At 61.5% G+C, this 17,852-nt stretch carries 11 protein-coding genes; 1 reads left to right on the forward strand and 10 read right to left on the reverse strand.

Going from position 1 to position 17,852, the window contains the following annotated elements; genetic code table 11:
- Positions 1 to 3: 3 nt before the first annotated feature.
- From ACNFHO_RS26770 to ACNFHO_RS26795, 6 genes are all read right to left on the reverse strand, one after another.
- Complete coding sequence (locus ACNFHO_RS26770) at positions 4 to 660, reverse strand: formate dehydrogenase subunit gamma (RefSeq protein ID WP_054893574.1); 657 nt, start codon at positions 658 to 660, stop codon at positions 4 to 6.
- Positions 657 to 1,607, reverse strand: coding sequence for a formate dehydrogenase subunit beta (fdxH, locus tag ACNFHO_RS26775; RefSeq protein ID WP_054893573.1), 951 nt, complete (start codon positions 1,605 to 1,607; stop codon positions 657 to 659). Before fdxH ends, ACNFHO_RS26770 begins: the two co-directional genes overlap by 4 nt.
- Positions 1,607 to 4,675: a formate dehydrogenase-N subunit alpha gene (gene fdnG, locus ACNFHO_RS26780; RefSeq protein WP_416767896.1), complete on the reverse strand. Its 3,069-nt coding sequence runs from the start codon at positions 4,673 to 4,675 to the stop codon at positions 1,607 to 1,609. Before fdnG ends, fdxH begins: the two co-directional genes overlap by 1 nt.
- A 276-nt stretch (positions 4,676 to 4,951) precedes the next feature.
- On the reverse strand, positions 4,952 to 8,917 hold the full coding sequence (locus ACNFHO_RS26785; protein ID WP_416767898.1) for a hypothetical protein: 3,966 nt from the start codon (positions 8,915 to 8,917) through the stop codon (positions 4,952 to 4,954).
- A gap of 281 nt (positions 8,918 to 9,198) precedes the next feature.
- Positions 9,199 to 9,741 carry a single-stranded DNA-binding protein gene (locus tag ACNFHO_RS26790; protein WP_054893569.1) on the reverse strand — a complete coding sequence of 181 codons (543 nt, stop codon included), beginning with the start codon at positions 9,739 to 9,741 and terminating at the stop codon, positions 9,199 to 9,201.
- A gap of 9 nt (positions 9,742 to 9,750) precedes the next feature.
- A complete protein-coding gene (locus ACNFHO_RS26795) occupies positions 9,751 to 11,145 on the reverse strand; it encodes an MFS transporter (protein WP_063542485.1) in 1,395 nt (464 codons plus the stop codon).
- Positions 11,146 to 11,274: 129 nt separating this feature from the next.
- Between ACNFHO_RS26795 and uvrA the strand changes: the two genes are divergently transcribed.
- Positions 11,275 to 14,109, forward strand: coding sequence for an excinuclease ABC subunit UvrA (gene uvrA / locus ACNFHO_RS26800; protein ID WP_054893567.1), 2,835 nt, complete (start codon positions 11,275 to 11,277; stop codon positions 14,107 to 14,109).
- Between the two features lie 66 nt (positions 14,110 to 14,175).
- On the opposite strand, the gene bfr is transcribed toward uvrA, so the two are convergent.
- The 4 genes from bfr to ACNFHO_RS26820 form a co-directional block, all read right to left on the reverse strand.
- Positions 14,176 to 14,640 carry a bacterioferritin gene (bfr, locus tag ACNFHO_RS26805; protein WP_063542481.1) on the reverse strand — a complete coding sequence of 155 codons (465 nt, stop codon included), beginning with the start codon at positions 14,638 to 14,640 and terminating at the stop codon, positions 14,176 to 14,178.
- 165 nt (positions 14,641 to 14,805) lie between these two features.
- Positions 14,806 to 16,245 carry a catalase gene (locus ACNFHO_RS26810; protein ID WP_063542479.1) on the reverse strand — a complete coding sequence of 480 codons (1,440 nt, stop codon included), beginning with the start codon at positions 16,243 to 16,245 and terminating at the stop codon, positions 14,806 to 14,808.
- Positions 16,246 to 16,417: 172 nt separating this feature from the next.
- Positions 16,418 to 16,804, reverse strand: coding sequence for a 50S ribosomal protein L17 (gene rplQ / locus ACNFHO_RS26815; RefSeq protein ID WP_003255451.1), 387 nt, complete (start codon positions 16,802 to 16,804; stop codon positions 16,418 to 16,420).
- Between the two features lie 42 nt (positions 16,805 to 16,846).
- Positions 16,847 to 17,848 (reverse strand): DNA-directed RNA polymerase subunit alpha, encoded by a 1,002-nt coding sequence (locus tag ACNFHO_RS26820; protein ID WP_003255452.1) that lies wholly within the window; start codon positions 17,846 to 17,848, stop codon positions 16,847 to 16,849.
- Between the last annotated feature and the right edge of the window lie 4 nt (positions 17,849 to 17,852).

Below are 17,852 nucleotides of genomic sequence, written 5' to 3' on the forward strand. Positions count from 1 at the left end.
CGCTCATCCTTCTTTCCGTCCGGGGTTGTGCGGCGTCTTGTCGCCGGTCACGTCCCGGTACCACAGCTCATGATGTTTGCGTGCCCAGGCGCGGCTGACCCAGCCGTGCAGCATGGCGCCGACCGAGCCCTTGATCCAGATCCCGGCATAGATGTGCACGATGATGCTCAGCACCAGCACGAACGCCGCCAGGGCGTGCAGCAAGGTGGCCAGGCGAATCGCGCCGATGTCGAAGTACTGGCTGAACCAGGCGCGCCAGATCACCACGCCACTGACCAGCAGGATCAGCATGCACACCAGCAAGGTCCAGAACAGCAGCTTCTGCCCGGCGTTGTACTTGCCGATCGGCGGCACGCCTTCTTCCTCGTTGCGCATCACCCGATCCACACGGCGCAGCCACAGGCGGTCGTTGGCGGTGATGAAGTTGGCTCGCCAGAAGCGGATCACCAGCCCCAGGAAGAACACGAACATCGCCACCCCGAGGAAGGGATGCAGGATGCGTGTCCAGGGGCCGCCACCGAACAGGTTGCTGAGCCAGAACAGTGCCGGATGGAACAGCGCCAGCCCCGACAGCCCGGCCATGAAGAACAGGATCGCGACGATCCAGTGGTTGGTCCGCTCGTTGGCGTTGTAGCGCAGGATAGGCTTGTTGTCGTTCATGGCCGCTGCTCCCCTTGCCCGCCGGGCTTGCCCGGGTCATAGACATGCACTGCCGGATCCACCTGGTGCACGCTGGTATCGGTCGGAGCGGGATGCTCGTCCTCCTCGACCCGCTGCGGCCCGACCCGCACATAGTGGAAGAACCCGGCCAGGACCGCCGCGCCCATGGCCAGCAGCGCCAGCGGTTTGCTGATGCCCTTCCACAACCCTACCAGCGGGCTGATCACCGGCTGGTCCGGCAGGCCTGCATACAGCCTGGGTGTATCGGCGTGGTGCAGCACGTACATCACGTGGGTGCCACCAACACCGTCCGGGTCGTACAGGCCAGCGTTCTCGTAGCCGCGCGACTTGAGGTCGACGATGCGCTCGTCGGCATGCACCTTCATCTCGTCCTTGCTGCCGAAGACGATCGCCCCGGTCGGGCAGGTCTTCACGCAGGCCGGCTCCAGACCCACGGCCACGCGGTCGGAACACAGGCTGCACTTGTAGGCCTTGTGGTCTTTCTGCGAGATTCGCGGGATGTTGAACGGGCAGCCGGTGATGCAATAACCGCAACCGATGCAGTGGTCCTGGTTGAAGTCGACGATGCCGTTGGCGTGCTTGATGATCGCGCCGGGGCTCGGGCAGGCCTTGAGGCAGCCAGGGTCGGCACAGTGCATGCAGCCGTCCTTGCGGATCAGCCACTCCAGGTTCCCGTCGTCGCGCTCGTGCTCGGTGAAGCGCATCAGGGTCCAGGTGTCGGCGGTGAGGTCCTGCGGGTTGTCGTAGGTGCCGTGGTTGTGGCCGACCTCGTCGCGCAGCTCGTTCCACTCCGAGCACGCCACCTGGCAGGCCTTGCAGCCGATGCACTTGGTGGTGTCGATCAGCTTGGCGACCTGCTCCTGCTGGCGTACCGAAGGCGGTACGGTCGTGGTGGCCGAGCGGGCGATGATATCTTGCTGGGCCATCAGATTTTCTCCACGTTGACGAGGAACGACTTGGACTCCGGCGTCTGGGTGTTGCCATCACCGAGGAACGGCACCAGCGTGTTGGTCAGGTAGCCATGCCGGGTCGAACCGGTGAAGCCCCAGTGCAGCGGGATGCCGATCTGGTGCACGGTCTGGTTATTGATCTGCAGCGGACGGATCCGCTTGGTCACCACCGCTACCGCCTCGATATGCCCACGCTTGCTCGACACCCGCACCCGATCTCCCGCCTTGATGCCCTTCTCGCCGGCCAGCACTTCACCGATCTCGACGAACTGCTCGGGCTGGATGATCGCGTTCAGGCGGCAGTGCTTGCTCCAGAAGTGGAAGTGCTCGGTCAGCCGGTAGGTGGTCGCTGCGTAGGGGAACTCCTCGTGCTTGCCGAGGGTGTCCCACACCGAATCGAAGATCCGGCCTGCCGGGTTACTGGTGGCCTTCTTGTTGTTCGGGTGCAGCGGGTTGATCCCGATCGGCGTCTCGAACGGCTCGTAGTGCTCGGGGAACGGCCCCTCGGCCATCTTGTCGATGGCGAAGAAGCGCGCCACGCCTTCGGGGTTCATGATGAACGGATTCATCCCCGCTTCAGGCGGCGAGTCGACCTTGAAGTCGGGCACGTCAGTGCCGCCCCAGGCCTTGCCGTTCCACCACACCAGGCGTTTCTTGTGCGGGTCCCACGGGTTGCCCTGCGGGTCGCTGGAGGCGCGGTTGTAGAGGATGCGGCGGTTGGCCGGCCAGGCCCAGGCCCAGTTCTGTACCTGGTGCATGCCGTAAGGGTCGCTGTTGTCGCGCCGGGCCATCTGGTTGCCTTGCTCGGTCCAGCAGCCGGCGAAGATCCAGCAACCGGATGCTGTGCTGCCGTCATCTTTCAACTGGCCGAAGCCCGACAACTGCTGGCCGCCCTTGATGGCCAGGCCACTGGCGTCGGTCATGTCGCTCACCGCCCAGCCGTTCATCTCCTTGGCGAGCTCTTCGGGGGAAGGCTCCTCGGGGATCTTGTACGGCCAGCTGATGTTGAGCATCGGGTCGGGGTAAGCGCCGCCTTCTGACTTGTAGCGCTCACGCAGACGCAGGAACAGCTCGCTCATGATCTGCACGTCGGTGCGCGTCTCGCCGGGGCCGTCAGCGCCCTTCCAGTGCCACTGCAGCCAGCGGCTGCTGTTGACCAGCGAACCGTCCTCCTCGGCAAAGCAGGTGGTGGGCAGGCGAATCACCTCGGTCTGGATATTGGCCGTGTCGACATCGTTGTACGGCCCGGCGTTGCGCCAGAACTCGGATGTCTCGGTGGCCAGCGGGTCCATGATCACCAGCCACTTGAGCTTGCCCAGCGCCGCGGTGACGCGGTTCTTGTCCGGCAGCGCGGCGATCGGGTTGAAACCCTGGCACATGTAGCCGTTGACCTTGCCCTGGCTCATCATCTCGAACATGCGCAGCACGTCGTAGGCCGCCACATCGAGCTTGGGCAGCCAGTCATAGCCCCAGTTGTTCTCGGCGGTGGCGTTGGCGCCATACCAGGCCTTCATCAGGCTGACATGGAACTTGCCATAGTTCTGCCAATACGAGAGCTGGCCCGGACGCAGCGGCTTGGAGGCGCGCTTGTCGATGAACGCGGCGTAGTCCTGCTCGGCATCGCCGGCCAGCGTCAGGTACCCCGGCAGCGAGTTCGACAGCAGCCCCAGGTCGGTCAGGCCCTGGATGTTGGAATGCCCGCGCAGGGCATTGACCCCACCGCCGGGCATGCCGACATTGCCCAGCAGCAGCTGGACCATCGCCGCACTGCGGATGATCTGCGCCCCGATCGAATGCTGGGTCCAGCCCAGGGCGTAGAGGATCGTCATGGTCTTGCCCGGCACGGCGCAGGTGGCGATCTCTTCCCAGACTTTCATCATCTGGTCCTGCGGCATGCCGCAGGTCATGCTGGCGATTTCCGGCGTGTAGCGGCTGTAGTGCTGCTTCATCAACTGGAACACGCAGCGCGGGTGCTGCAGCGTCGGGTCGACCTTGGCGAAGCCGTCCTCGCCCAGCTCGTAGCCCCAGCCGGACTTGTCGGCATAGATCCGCTTGGCCGCGTCATAGCCACTGAACAGGCCGTCTTCGAAGCCATAGTTCTCTTTGACGATGAACGACACGTCGGTGTAGTTGCGCACGTATTCGTGCTGGATCTGGTCGGTCGTCAGCAGGTAGTTGATCAGCCCTCCCATGAAGGCGATGTCGCTGCCGGTGCGAATCGGCGCGTAGTAGTCGGCCACCGAAGCGGTACGGGTGAAACGCGGATCGACCACGATCAGGCGCGCCTTGTTGTGCGCCTTGGCCTCGGTCACCCATTTGAACCCGCAGGGGTGGGCCTCGGCTGCGTTGCCGCCCATGACCAGCACCAGGTTTGCGTTGGCGATGTCAGACCAGTGATTGGTCATCGCGCCACGGCCGTACGTCGGGGCAAGACTTGCCACCGTCGGGCCGTGTCAGACACGCGCCTGGTTGTCGAACCCCAGCATGCCGAGTGAACGGATGACTTTATGAGTCAGGTAGCCTGCTTCGCTGGACGCTGCCGACGCCGCGAGGAAGCCCGTGCTCAGCCAGCGGTTGACCGTCTGGCCCTGGGCGTTCTTCTCGATGAAGTTGGCATCGCGGTCCTGCTTCATCAGCGTGGCGACGCGGTCGAGCGCCTCGTCCCAGCTGACCCGCACCCATTCCTGGCTGCCCGGCTTGCGCATCTCGGGGTATTGCAGGCGGCTGGGGCTGTGGATGAAGTCGAGCAGCCCGGCACCTTTGGGGCACAGGGTGCCGCGGTTGACCGGATGATCGGCGTCGCCTTCGATATGGATGATGTTCTGTTTGACGTTCTTGCCCGCATCGCCCTGGCTGTACAGGATCAGGCCGCAGCCGACCGAGCAGTAGGGGCAAGTGTTGCGGGTTTCTTTGGTGTGCGCCAGCTTGAAGTGGCGCACCTGCTCGGCGAACGCGGCTGTCGGGGCCATGCCCAACGCCGCGAGGCTCGAGCCTCCAAGGCCGACGGCGGCGACCTTGAAGAATTGCCGACGGTTCAGGTCCATCGTGCACTCCTGATCAGGTTTGGACGCACGGGACATTGCCGGCGCCTCTGGACTTCACGGTGGCGGTAGACAGATACCGCCAGCGTTAAGCCTAGACAAGATTCCGAGAAGTGCTATGACAAGGGTCAATGGATGCCGTCAAGGCACCTCGGCTTCCTGTAGGAGCGGGCTCGTCCCGCGATGGCGGCGGTGTGGCCAACATCGCATCGCGGAGCAAGCCCGCTCTACGAAAAAGCCCCGGACGGTCCGGGGCTTTTTCAATTCATCCGCCTGACCTCACCCGCGCATGACACGCCAGGCCGGCACATCATCGTTGGGCTTGTAGGTCAGATCGCTCTTGTCGGTCTTCTCCACCCCGATCGCCTTGAGCCAGGTGTCCAGGTCACCCGTGCTGATCTTGCCGTCACGACGATCGTTCTTGGCCAGGTTGTCGAGCTGGTCGAAGAAGCCCTGGTTGTCGAGCAGAAAGCGCGCGGCCTTCTTCTCGGCGTCGCTGCCGTCGCCATCGGCGATCTTTTCCAGATCCTTTCTGCTGACGATGTCATCCTTGCCGTTCCAGTCGTCCCAACGGTCGCGGATGGTATCGATGATGTCCTTGTGCTCATCGAAGAAACCGCGGCCGTAGCCATCCTCGTGGGCACCGACGATCTTGAGCCAGGTGTTGAGATCGTCGGTGCTCACCTTGCCATCCTGGCCACCCTTGCCCCACTGGGTATCGAGCTGATCGAAGAAGCCCTCGTGCTCGAGCAGGAATCGCGCCGCCGCTTTTTCCTGCTCGCTGCCGCCGCCCTCGGCGATCTTGTTCAGATCCTTCCGGCTGACGATGTCGTCCTTGCCGTTCCAGGCATCCCAATATTCACGGATGTCGTGGATCACTTCACGGTTGTCCTGGTAGAACGCCTTGTCGTAGGTGTTCAGGTGCTTGTCGTCGTCCAGGCGGTTGACCGACGAGCCGCCCTCCTGCGGCGTCTCCCTGAAGTGATCCCACTCGTCCTTCTGGTAATCGAAGATGCTCTGCCCGTCCGGCGCATCGCGACCGTCGTATTCGTAGAAGCTGTAGCGGGCATATTCGAGCTTGTCGCCCCAGTCATCCTGCGTCAGGCCGATATCGGCGAGGTCCTTGAACCACTGACCTTCCTTGTCCGTGGCCTTCTGGCGCTTCTCGTGGTCGACGAAGATACCGATGATACCGGTGATCAGCCCAAGCCCAGCAGTCACCAGGAACAGCGGTCCGGTCACACCCGCCAGGGCGCCGATGTTGGCGACCAGACCAACCGTGCCGATCACCCCGGCACCGAAACCTGCCGCCCCACTGACCACCTGCAGCGCACCGTTGGCCTTGCCCAGGGCGCTGCCGCTCTTGATGGCGTCCTTGATCGCCAGGCCGCCGACAACGATGTCGGCAATGCTCAGCAGGTCCGGAGCCACGCCGAGCACTTTGGTCAGCGAGCCACCGATCTTCGCCGCAACGCCCGGCTTGACGGGTGGCTTGTCGGTGGTCGTGAGTGCGTCCTGGACGGTGCGGGTATCGATCACGCTCGGGGTAGACGGGGTGTTGCGGATGGACTCGTTGATCGGCTCAAGCGCGTCATCGATGACATCGGCCGGTGGCGGGGTGCGGTTGTCCAACTCGTACATCTCGTTGATGGATTCGCGATCCAGCTCGAAAGTGTCCGGGTGCGGGAGCTCCCCGCTACCCACCGAGGCACCACTGCCACGGTAGTTCTCGGGATCATTCCAGATCTGGTCGAAGGACCGGCGGCTCGGCGGCGTAAGATTGCGCGACTCGAAATACTCCACGACCCCTTCGTAGATCGAGGTGACGGTGTCGGAGGAGCTGATCGAGGGTGTGCGATGAGCCGAGTCCTGGACGCGCTCGGTGAACTCGAACACCGAATCGTCATCCGGCAGATCGCCCAAGCCATTGGCCGCACGGCGCTCGCTGATGCTGTCTCTGATGATCTCGTCGGTCAGTTCCACCCCCTGGTCCTGCGCCAGCTGCGACAGGGTCTGGTAGCGCGAGTAATCCGTAGGCGGCGTTCCGCCTGCGCGGGTGACGATGTCATCGAGCAATTCGCGGCTGCCGTTGTCCTCCAGCGAGCCGAGCCCCGAAGCTTCCCCGGACAGCCTGACCTCATCCAGTACGTCACCGCCGCCGCTGTTGTGCAGCGAGCCCAGCTCGATAAGGCTGCCGACCCGATCCGCCGCAGGATCCGGCACTCCGGAAATACCTTTGTCGTGCAAGGATTTCTCGATTTTCTTGCCGAGCGAGCTTTCTTTGCCCCAGATTTCCGGCAGGGTCTTGCTCAGCCCCAGCAACTTGGCGGTGTCGGTACCGGTCAACAGGTCGAAAACCTTGGTCTTTTCGAACTGCGCGCCAGCCCCGAGGAAGCCGATGAAGTCGCGGGCGATGGCCAGACGCTCCAGCGGCTCGTCTGCCAACTGGCCGTTCTTCGCCGACAGCGCATAGATGGCACCGCCCAATGAGCCGAACGCCGAAACGCTGCCCAGTACGCCGTACTTGTTGAGCGTCCCTATCGCCTTGGTGAAGTCGTTGCTGCTGACATCCAGCGGCTTGTACTTGCCAGTGAGCTCTTCGTTGAACTTGTCCTGGGTGATCTCACCACTGTTCAGGCGCTCGGTGAGCTTGTTGAAGTCGTCGAGCTTGGTCTTGTCGTTGAGCAGCTCGTTGTAGAACTTCTCGATGCTGTCTGCGACCCGACGTGGAATGTCGGCCGACTTGAGGATCGTCTTGACCAGCGCGCCGAAGTCTTTGTAGGCCAACTCCTTGTATTCATCGGGAATCGCTCCCGGATCACCGAGCAGGGTGTCGATCTCGGCGACGATGCTGTTCTGCTGCAACTGGGCCTCGGCCTTGCGCGCGCGCTCAGGGTCGAGCATCTCGAGGCTTGAGGTGAGGCCGGCGACTTCGGCCTTGGCCTCGGACTCCATGCCGTTCTTCTTCAGATCGGCCAGGTATTTGACGTAGTCGGGGCTGGTCAGGGTGTCGTAGAGCTCGTCGGCCAGCTTGTCCTTGTCTTCGCTACTGACCTTCTTGATCGCTTCATCGAGTTCGGCCTGGTACTCCTTGCCGATCTTGTCCTTTTCGCCGTTGCCGTTGGTGAACAGCTCATTGAGCAACTTGTCCACGGAGTTGCCATCGAGGATGTCCTGCATGTCCTCCTTGCTCAGGGTTTCCCCGTCACCGAACTGCCGCCAGGTTTCGCCGCCGCGCGGATCCTCGATGTAAGGCGTGATGCTGTGCCCGCCCTCCATGGTCGCCTTGGCTTCGATGGCCTTGACCAGTTTGTAGACGTCGCTGTCCTTGTCCACCTTGCCGTCGTCGACCAACTTCTTGTACTTGTCGAGCAGGTTCTTGGTGGCCAGTTCGACCACCGACATCGACTCCTTGTCGTCCTTGTCGGCCTTTTCACCGGTCTTCTTGTTGAGCAGGTCCAGGCTGTCGAGGTCGGGCAGGTCGTATTTGTCGCGCAGATCCTGGATCGAGCCCTCGCTCTTGTTGTAGTCGCTGCGCTTGGAGGCCACGCGATCGTACATTTCCTTGTTCTCGAACTCGGAGACGACGTATTTCTTGCCGTCCTTGGTCTCGAACTGGATCACGCCATTGCCGAACTCGTCCGGCCAGCCGAAGGTGGAAATATCGTGGTCGGCAACATAGGTATCGGCGCCAGCGACTTCGCGGCCATCGTCGGCGCGCTTTTCCAGGGTGTAGCGCGACAGGGCCATGGGTTGCAACGAAGCGAAGAGCTCGGGTGTCAGGGCTTTCGACACCGTTACGGTTTCGCCGTCCTTGGTGGTGTAGGTGATGACCTCGGCTTTTTCCAGATCGCCCTTCCACTCGAACTGATCGTAGTCGCCCCACTTCTTCAATTCGGTATTGCGGTCGGCGATGGCATGATCGTCTTTCATCGCAGCGACCACCTGGGCCTTTTGCCCAGGCGATTTGTTCAGCTCGAAGAGATTGGCCAGGAACTTGTAGAGCTCGGGGTTTACCGAGCGCTCCACCACCACACCCTTGCCATCCAGCTCGTAGCGAATCTTGCCATCCAGTGCCGGCTCGACCTCGGTCTTGTCCACCGGCGGCCACTTCTCGTTGTCGGTGGCGGTACGGTCGTCGTTCGCTTTTGCATTCACCTTGGCGTTGAGCACGACCCCATCGAATCGCTTGCCGTCGGTTTCGGATCTTTCGCTGGAGCTCGGGTTCAGTGGTTTCACGTTCACGGTGCGGTCCTCGCGTGGCGGTAGCGTTTGGCCAAGCCCTTTCGCAGATGCTTTCACGTTGTGCATCCGTGATCGGGAGCTGTCCATCGTTAGCCCATGTGGCGTGAATTGCTGTGAAACGCTGAGAATCGATGTGAACAATGGGGAAATTGAAACATTTGTCGTTTTGGCGATGACGCGTCCTGGCTCTCGCCTGTTCTGTGAAGAGGTAATAAAAAACCCGATGAATCAAAGACTCATCGGGTTTTTTATTACCGGGCTAGCCGATGCAACAGACGCGATCAGAACGGAATATCGTCATCGAAGCTGTCGAAATCAGCGGCAGGCTGCGGAGCCTGCTGTTGCGGCGCTGGGCGCTGTTGCGCCTGCTGCGGACGCGGCGCCTGCTGGCGTGGGGCCTGGTTGTACTGTTGCTGCTGGCCACCGCCCTGGTTGTAGTTGCCGCCGCCCTGGTTGTACTGATCGCCACCCTGGCCCTGCGGACGGCCGCCGAGCAGCTGCATGGTGCCCTGCATGTCGACGATGATCTCGGTGGTGTAGCGCTTGATGCCGTCTTTTTCCCACTCGCGGGTCTGCAGCTTGCCCTCGATGTAGCACTGCGAACCCTTGCGCAGGTACTCGCCGGCGATCTCGGCAACCTTGCCGAACAGCGAGACACGGTGCCATTCGGTGCGCTCGACCTTCTGCCCCGACTGCTTGTCGGTCCACTGCTCGCTGGTGGCCAGGCTCAGGTTGGTCACGGCGTTACCGTTGGGCAGGTAGCGGACTTCGGGATCCTGGCCGCAAGTACCAACCAGAATGACTTTGTTAACCCCACGGGCCATAACGTTCTCCTAGGCTTCGCACGCCGCCGAGGCTGGGTTCACCAGACGCTCGAGGGTCGCACGGTCCAAAATTTTCGTATCCAGTTTGATATAGATGGCGGCTTCTTCTGCCACCACCACGGCGTCGGTTACACCTGGCACAGCCATCAGGCGCTCGGTCAATCCGGCTTCGCGAACAGCCTCCGGTGTCAACGGCATGCGCAGGCTGGTGACGTACGGCGGTTCGTTCATGCCCAGGGCAGATACCAGCCAGATACCACACAGTACAGCACATCCCAGGAACACCATGCCCAGGCCACCGTGCTGGTACAACCAGCCACCGATGATGCCTCCCAGCGCGGCACCCAGGAACTGGCTCGTGGAGTAGACCCCCATGGCCGTTCCCTTGCCGCCGGCGGGCGACACCTTGCTGACCAGCGAAGGCAAGGATGCCTCCAGCAGGTTGAAGGCGGTAAAGAATATCACGGTGCCGGTCACCAGTCCTCGCAAGTCGTCAGCCCAGCGCCAGAAGAACACCTCGATCAGCAGCAGCACAGTGACCGCACCAACCAACACGCGTTTCATCTTGCGCTTCTTTTCGCCGTAGATGATGAACGGCACCATTGCAAAAAATGAGACGAGCAAGGCGGTCAGGTATACCCACCAGTGCTCTTCCTTGGGCAGGCCGCCACGCTCGACGAAGGCCAACGGCAGGGCCACGAAGCTGGCCATGAGGATCGCATGGAGGATGAAAATGCTCAGGTCCAGACGCAGAAGGTCCGGATTACGCAGGGTCGGGCCGAGCGCCTGGCGTGCGACACCCGATTCGCGGTGTTGCAGTGCGCTATGCGCGCTGGGCACGACGAAGGCGATCAGGGCGATACCGACGACGGCAAGTCCTGCGGTAGCGAGGAACAATCCCGACAAGCCAAAGGCACTTGTCAGCAGCGGCCCTATCACCATCGCCACCGCGAACGACAGGCCGATGCTCATGCCGATCATGGCCATGGCCTTGGTGCGATGCTGTTCGCGGGTGAGGTCGGAGAGCAAGGCCATGACCGCTGCGGAAATCGCCCCCGCGCCCTGCAGGATGCGTCCGGCGATCACGCCCCAGATCGAATCGGCCTGGGCCGCCAGCAAGCTGCCAAGGGCGAAGATCACCAGGCCCAGGTAGATCACCGGACGGCGCCCGATGCGGTCGGAAATCACCCCGAACGGGATCTGTAGCACGGCTTGCGTCAGGCCGTAGGCGCCAATGGCCAGGCCGATCAGCGCGGGCGTGGCACCGGCGAGGTCCATGCCATAGGTGGCCAACACGGGCAGGACCATGAACATGCCCAGCATACGAAAGGCAAAGACCAGGGCAAGGCCGCCTGCGGCGCGGGTTTCGCTGCCACTCATGCGCTCGTTGTGGGTGTCGTGCATGGATAAACCTCGTGTGAACCGGCGGCGATTCTATCAGTCCGACGGCTAGACGGCATATACGCGACGCTTTGCCGCGTAGTGGCAGCGCGCCGTATACTTCTTTGTTTATGCCCGCCAAGCGAGGCCGTAGTGGACAAGATCCTGATCCGTGGGGCACGTACCCACAACCTGAAGAACATCGACCTGACCCTGCCCCGGGACAAACTGATCGTGATCACCGGTCTGTCCGGTTCCGGCAAGTCGTCACTGGCCTTCGACACACTCTACGCCGAAGGTCAGCGTCGCTACGTGGAGTCGCTGTCGGCCTATGCCCGGCAGTTCCTGTCGATGATGGAAAAGCCCGATGTCGACACCATCGAAGGCTTGTCACCGGCAATCTCCATCGAGCAGAAGTCGACCTCGCACAACCCGCGTTCGACCGTCGGCACCATCACCGAAATCTACGATTACCTGCGCCTGCTCTATGCCCGCGTCGGTACGCCACGCTGCCCGGACCACGACATTCCGCTGGAAGCGCAAACGATCAGCCAGATGGTGGACCTGGTGCTCGAGCAACCCGAAGGCAGCAAGCTGATGCTGCTGGCACCCGTGGTGCGCGAGCGCAAGGGTGAGCACCTGGCGGTGTTCGATGAGCTGCGCGCCCAGGGCTTCGTTCGCGCGCGGGTCAACGGCAAGCTGTACGAACTCGACGAGTTGCCCAAGCTCGACAAGCAGAAGAAGCACAGCATCGATGTGGTGGTCGACCGCTTCAAGGTGCGCAACGACCTGCAGCAGCGCCTGGCCGAGTCCTTCGAGACCGCGCTGAAACTGGCCGACGGTATCGCCCTGGTGGCGCAGATGGATGACGAAAGCGCCGAGGACATGATCTTCTCCGCCCGCTTCGCCTGCCCGGTCTGCGGCCATGCGATCAGCGAGCTCGAACCCAAGCTGTTCTCCTTCAACAACCCGGCTGGCGCCTGTCCGACCTGCGATGGCCTGGGCGTGAAGCAGTTCTTCGACACCAAGCGTCTGGTCAACCACGAGCTGACCCTGGCCGAAGGTGCGATTCGTGGCTGGGACCGGCGCAACGTCTACTACTTCCAGATGCTCGGCTCGCTGGCGGCGCATTACGGCTTCAGCCTCGACGAGCCGTTCGGCCAGCTCTCGGCCGATCACCAGAAGGTGATCCTGCAGGGCAGCGGCAAGCAAAGCGTCGACTTCAAGTACCTCAACGACCGCGGCGACATCGTCAAGCGCTCGCACCCGTTCGAAGGCATCGTGCCGAACCTGGAACGCCGCTACCGCGAGACCGAATCGGCGACCGTGCGCGAGGAACTGGCCAAGTTCCTTGGCACCCAGCCGTGCCCGGACTGCCGCGGCACCCGCCTTCGTCGCGAAGCGCGCCATGTATGGGTGGGCGAAAAAACCCTGCCGGCAGTCACCAACCTGCCGATCGGCGATGCCAGCGAGTACTTCGCCGCCCTGACGCTGAGCGGTCGACGCGGAGAGATTGCAGCGAAGATCCTCAAGGAGATCTGCGAGCGCCTGCAGTTCCTGGTCAACGTCGGCCTGGACTACCTCACCCTCGACCGCAGCGCCGAAACCCTTTCGGGTGGCGAGGCCCAGCGAATCCGCCTGGCCAGCCAGATTGGCGCCGGCCTGGTGGGGGTGATGTACATCCTCGACGAGCCGTCGATCGGCCTGCACCAGCGTGACAACGACCGTCTGCTCGCCACGCTCAACCACCTGCGCGACCTGGGCAATACGGTGATCGTGGTGGAGCACGACGAGGACGCCATTCGCCTGGCCGACTATGTCGTCGACATCGGCCCGGGCGCCGGGGTGCATGGCGGGCAGATCGTCGCCGAAGGCTCACCACAGGAAGTCATGGCGCACCCCGACTCGGTGACTGGCATGTACCTGTCCGGTCGCAAGAAGATCGCCGTGCCGGCCAAACGCACGCCACGCAACAAGAAGCTGTCGCTCAAGCTCAAGGGGGCACGCGGCAACAACCTGCAGAACGTCGACCTGGAAGTGCCGATCGGCCTGCTGACCTGCGTCACCGGTGTGTCCGGCTCGGGCAAGTCGACGCTGATCAACAACACCCTGTTCCCTCTCGCAGCCACTGCGCTCAATGGTGCCAGCAGCCTGGAAGCGGCAGCGCACACCAGCATGGATGGCCTTCAGCACCTGGACAAGGTGGTCGATATCGACCAGAGCCCGATCGGCCGCACACCGCGCTCGAACCCGGCCACCTATACCGGCATTTTCACGCCGATCCGCGAACTGTTCGCTGGCGTGCCGGAGTCGCGTTCTCGGGGTTATGGCCCTGGGCGCTTCTCGTTCAACGTCAAGGGCGGGCGCTGCGAAGCGTGCCAGGGCGATGGCTTGATCAAGGTGGAAATGCACTTCCTGCCGGATATCTACGTGCCGTGTGATGTGTGCAAGAGCAAGCGCTATAACCGCGAGACGCTGGAGATCAAGTACAAGGGCAAAAATATCCACGAAGTCCTGGAAATGACCATCGAGGACGCACGCGAGTTCTTCGACGCAGTCCCAGCGTTGGCGCGCAAGCTGCAGACACTGATGGACGTGGGCCTTTCGTACATCAAGCTAGGACAGTCGGCTACGACGCTTTCAGGCGGTGAGGCGCAGCGGGTGAAGCTGTCGCGCGAGTTGTCCAAGCGCGACACCGGCAAGACCCTCTACATCCTCGACGAGCCGACCACCGGCCTGCACTTCGCTGACATCCAGCAGTTGCTGGACGTGCTGCATCGCCTGCGCGACCACGGCAACACCGTGGTGGTGATCGAGCACAACCTGGACGTGATCAAGACCGCCGACTGGCTGGTGGACCTGGGGCCGGAAGGTGGCTCCAAGGGCGGCCAGATCATTGCCAGCGGCACGCCCGAGGAACTGGCCAAGATGAAGCAGTCGTATACCGGGCATTACCTCAAGCCCCTGCTGGAACGCGACCGGGCCTGACGAAAAAAGCCCCTGGCATGCAAATGCCAGGGGCTTTTCTCTCTATGCCTGCCCTCTGCAGGGACGTTACATCTGCGATTGCAGGTAATTCTGCAGCCCGATGGACTTGATCAGGCCCTGCTGCTTCTCCAGCCAGTAGGTGTGATCTTCCTCGGTGTCGGCCAGTTGCGCGCGCAGGATATCGCGGCTGATGTAGTCCTTGTGCAACTCGCACAACTCGATGCCTTTACACAATGCGGCGCGGACCTTGTACTCCAGGCGCAGGTCGGCAGCGATCATGTCAGGCACGGTGGTGCCCACGTCGAGGTCATCCGGGCGCATGCGCGGGGTGCCTTCGAGCATGAGAATGCGGCGAATCAGGGCATCGGCGTGCTGCGCCTCTTCTTCCATCTCGTGGTTGATGCGTTCGTAGAGCTTGGCCAAGCCCCAGTCTTCGTACATGCGCGAGTGAATGAAGTATTGGTCACGTGCCGCCAGTTCGCCCGTCAGCAACGTGTTGAGGTAATCGATTACGTCCGGGTGACCTTGCATCGCCCTGATTCTCCCTGAGTGAAAGCTTGATAAGGAGATAGTGTGAACCATGATTTCTTCAAGGTCACTGAAAAATGCGCAATTTGTGTGAAAAAAGCGGGCAAAGCGTAGTGATTTTCATTGAAAAACCGCCCAAATGAGGGCGGTTCTCCTTATCACTTCGACTTAGGCCAGCTTGATGCCCAAGGCGTTTGCAATCCCCTCGCCGTAAGCAGGATCTGCCTTGAAGAAGTGCTGTAACTGACGCTGCACCACATCTTCGCTGACGCCTTGCAGGGTGCCGGCAATGTTGTTTATCAACAGGGCTTGCTGCTCGGCGTTCATCAAGCGGAACAGCGCACCCGCATGGCTGTAGTAGTCATTGTCCTCACGGTGGTCGTAACGATCCGCCGCACCATTGAGGGCCAACGCAGGCTCGGCATGACGAGGCGACTGCTTGGGCGCATCGGCATAGCTGTTCGGCTCGTAGTTCGGAGCGCTGCCGTAGCTGCCCATGGTCATCGCCCCATCGCGCTGATAGCTGTGCACCGGGCTACGTGGCGCATTCACCGGCAAATGCTGGTGATTGGTACCAATGCGGTAGCGGTGGGCATCAGCGTAGGCGAATACGCGGCCCTGCAGCATGCGATCTGGAGACAGGCCAACACCTGGCACCATGTTGCTCGGCCCGAACGCGGCCTGCTCGACTTCAGCGAAGTAGTTGAGCGGGTTGCGATTGAGTTCCAGCACACCTACCTCGATCAGTGGGTAGTCCTTCTGCGACCAGGTCTTGGTGACGTCAAAGGGGTTCTCGGCGCGATTGGCCGCTTCTTCTTCGCTCATCACCTGGATGCAGACGGTCCAGCGCGGGTAGTCGCCGCGATCGATCGCTTCGAACAGGTCACGTTGGGCGTAGTCTGGATCGGTACCCGCGATACGTGCCGCATCGGCCGGGGCCAGGTTCTTGATACCTTGCTGGGTCTTGAAGTGCCACTTGACCCAGGTCCGCCGGCCATCGGCGCTCAGCAGGCTATAGGTATGGCTGCCGAAACCGTGCATGTGGCGGTAGCCGTCCGGAATACCCCGATCAGAGAACAGGATGGTGACCTGGTGCAGCGCCTCGGGCGAATGTGACCAGAAGTCCCACATCATCTGGGCGTTCTTCAGGTTGGTCTGTGGGTGACGCTTCTGAGTGTGGATAAAGTCCGGGAATTTCAGCGGATCGCGAATGAAGAACACGGGGGTGTTGTTGCCGACGATGTCCCAGTTACCTTCTTCGGTGTAGAACTTGACGGCAAAACCACGTGGGTCACGCTCGGTGTCGGCCGAACCACGTTCGCCTCCGACAGTGGAGAAACGCAGGAAGGTTTCGGTCTGCTTGCCGATGCTCTCGAACAGACGAGCGCTGGTGTATTGAGTGATGTCGCGAGTGACGGTGAAGGTGCCGTAAGCGCCCGACCCCTTGGCGTGTACGCGACGTTCAGGGATGTTCTCGCGATTGAAGTGGGCCAGCTTCTCGATCAGATGGAAGTCGTCGAGCAGCAGCGGGCCGCGTGGGCCTGCCGAACGGGAATTCTGGTTATCGGCTACAGGTGCACCGCTGGCGGTAGTGAGAATCTTGCTCATGGGCTCTCCTTATCGGTCTCGAAATGCCGGCTAATCGGCCTGAGAGCAAGTATGGGTGCGCAACATGACAAGATCTAATTTATAGATATGCTTATATCGATAGTTTTTTACAATTTATTAAGACACAAAAAACCGGGCACTAGGCCCGGTTTCTTGTAGCAGACAGAACGTCTTACTCGGCAGCTTCTACAGCACCACCGACTGGACGATCAACCAGCTCGACGTACGCCATAGGCGCGTTGTCGCCAGCGCGGAAACCGCACTTCAGGATACGCAGGTAGCCGCCCTGACGGGTGGCGTAACGCTTGCCCAGATCGTTGAACAGCTTGCCAACAGCGGATTTCGAACGGGTACGGTCGAAAGCCAGACGACGGTTGGCGACGCTATCTTCCTTGGCCAGGGTGATCAGCGGCTCGGCAACGCGGCGCAGTTCCTTGGCTTTCGGCAGGGTGGTTTTGATCAGCTCGTGCTCGATCAGCGACACTGCCATGTTCTGGAACATAGCCTTGCGGTGAGAGCTGGTACGGCTCAGGTGACGTCCACTTTTACGATGACGCATGATTCATTCCTTACCAAACACTACGTTCGGTGATTACGACGATCAGGCAGTCGCCTTGTCGTCTTTCTTAAGACTTGCAGGCGGCCAGTTGTCGAGGCGCATGCCGAGAGACAGACCACGAGAGGCCAGGACGTCCTTGATTTCGGTCAGGGACTTCTTGCCCAGGTTAGGAGTCTTCAACAGCTCTACTTCGGTACGCTGAATCAGGTCGCCGATGTAGTAGATGTTCTCCGCCTTGAGGCAGTTGGCCGAACGTACAGTCAGTTCCAGGTCGTCAACCGGGCGCAGCAGGATCGGATCGATCTCGTCTTCCTGCTCGACCACGACCGGCTCGCTGTCACCTTTGAGGTCGACGAACGCGGCCAGCTGCTGTTGCAGGATGGTCGCGGCCCGACGGATGGCCTCTTCAGGATCCAGGGTGCCGTTGGTTTCCAGATCGATGACCAGCTTGTCCAGGTTGGTACGCTGCTCAACACGGGCGTTCTCGACCACGTAGGCGATACGACGCACCGGGCTGAACGAAGCGTCCAGCTGAAGACGGCCAATGCTGCGGCTTTCATCTTCGTCAGTCTGACGGGAATCGGCCGGCTCGTAACCGCGACCACGAGCTACGGTGAGCTTCATGTTCAGGGCGCCGTTGGACGCCAGGTTCGCGATTACGTGATCGGGATTGACGATCTCGACATCGTGATCCAGCTGAATATCGGCAGCGGTAACCACCCCCGAACCCTTTTTCGACAAGGTCAGCGTAACTTCGTCACGACCGTGCAGCTTGATCGCCAGGCCTTTGAGGTTCAACAGGATTTCAATGACGTCTTCCTGTACACCTTCGATCGCGGAGTACTCATGGAGTACGCCATCGATCTCGGCCTCGACTACTGCACAGCCAGGCATGGAGGACAACAGGATGCGACGCAGCGCGTTGCCCAGGGTATGGCCGAAACCACGCTCGAGAGGCTCGAGCGTGATCTTGGCGCGGGTTGGACTGACTACCTGCACGTCGATGTGACGGGGAGTCAGGAACTCATTTACCGAAATCTGCATGGAT

It is taken from the genome of Pseudomonas sp. NY15374 (assembly GCF_048068255.1).
Taxonomy (GTDB): Bacteria; Pseudomonadota; Gammaproteobacteria; order Pseudomonadales; family Pseudomonadaceae; genus Aquipseudomonas; species Aquipseudomonas machongensis.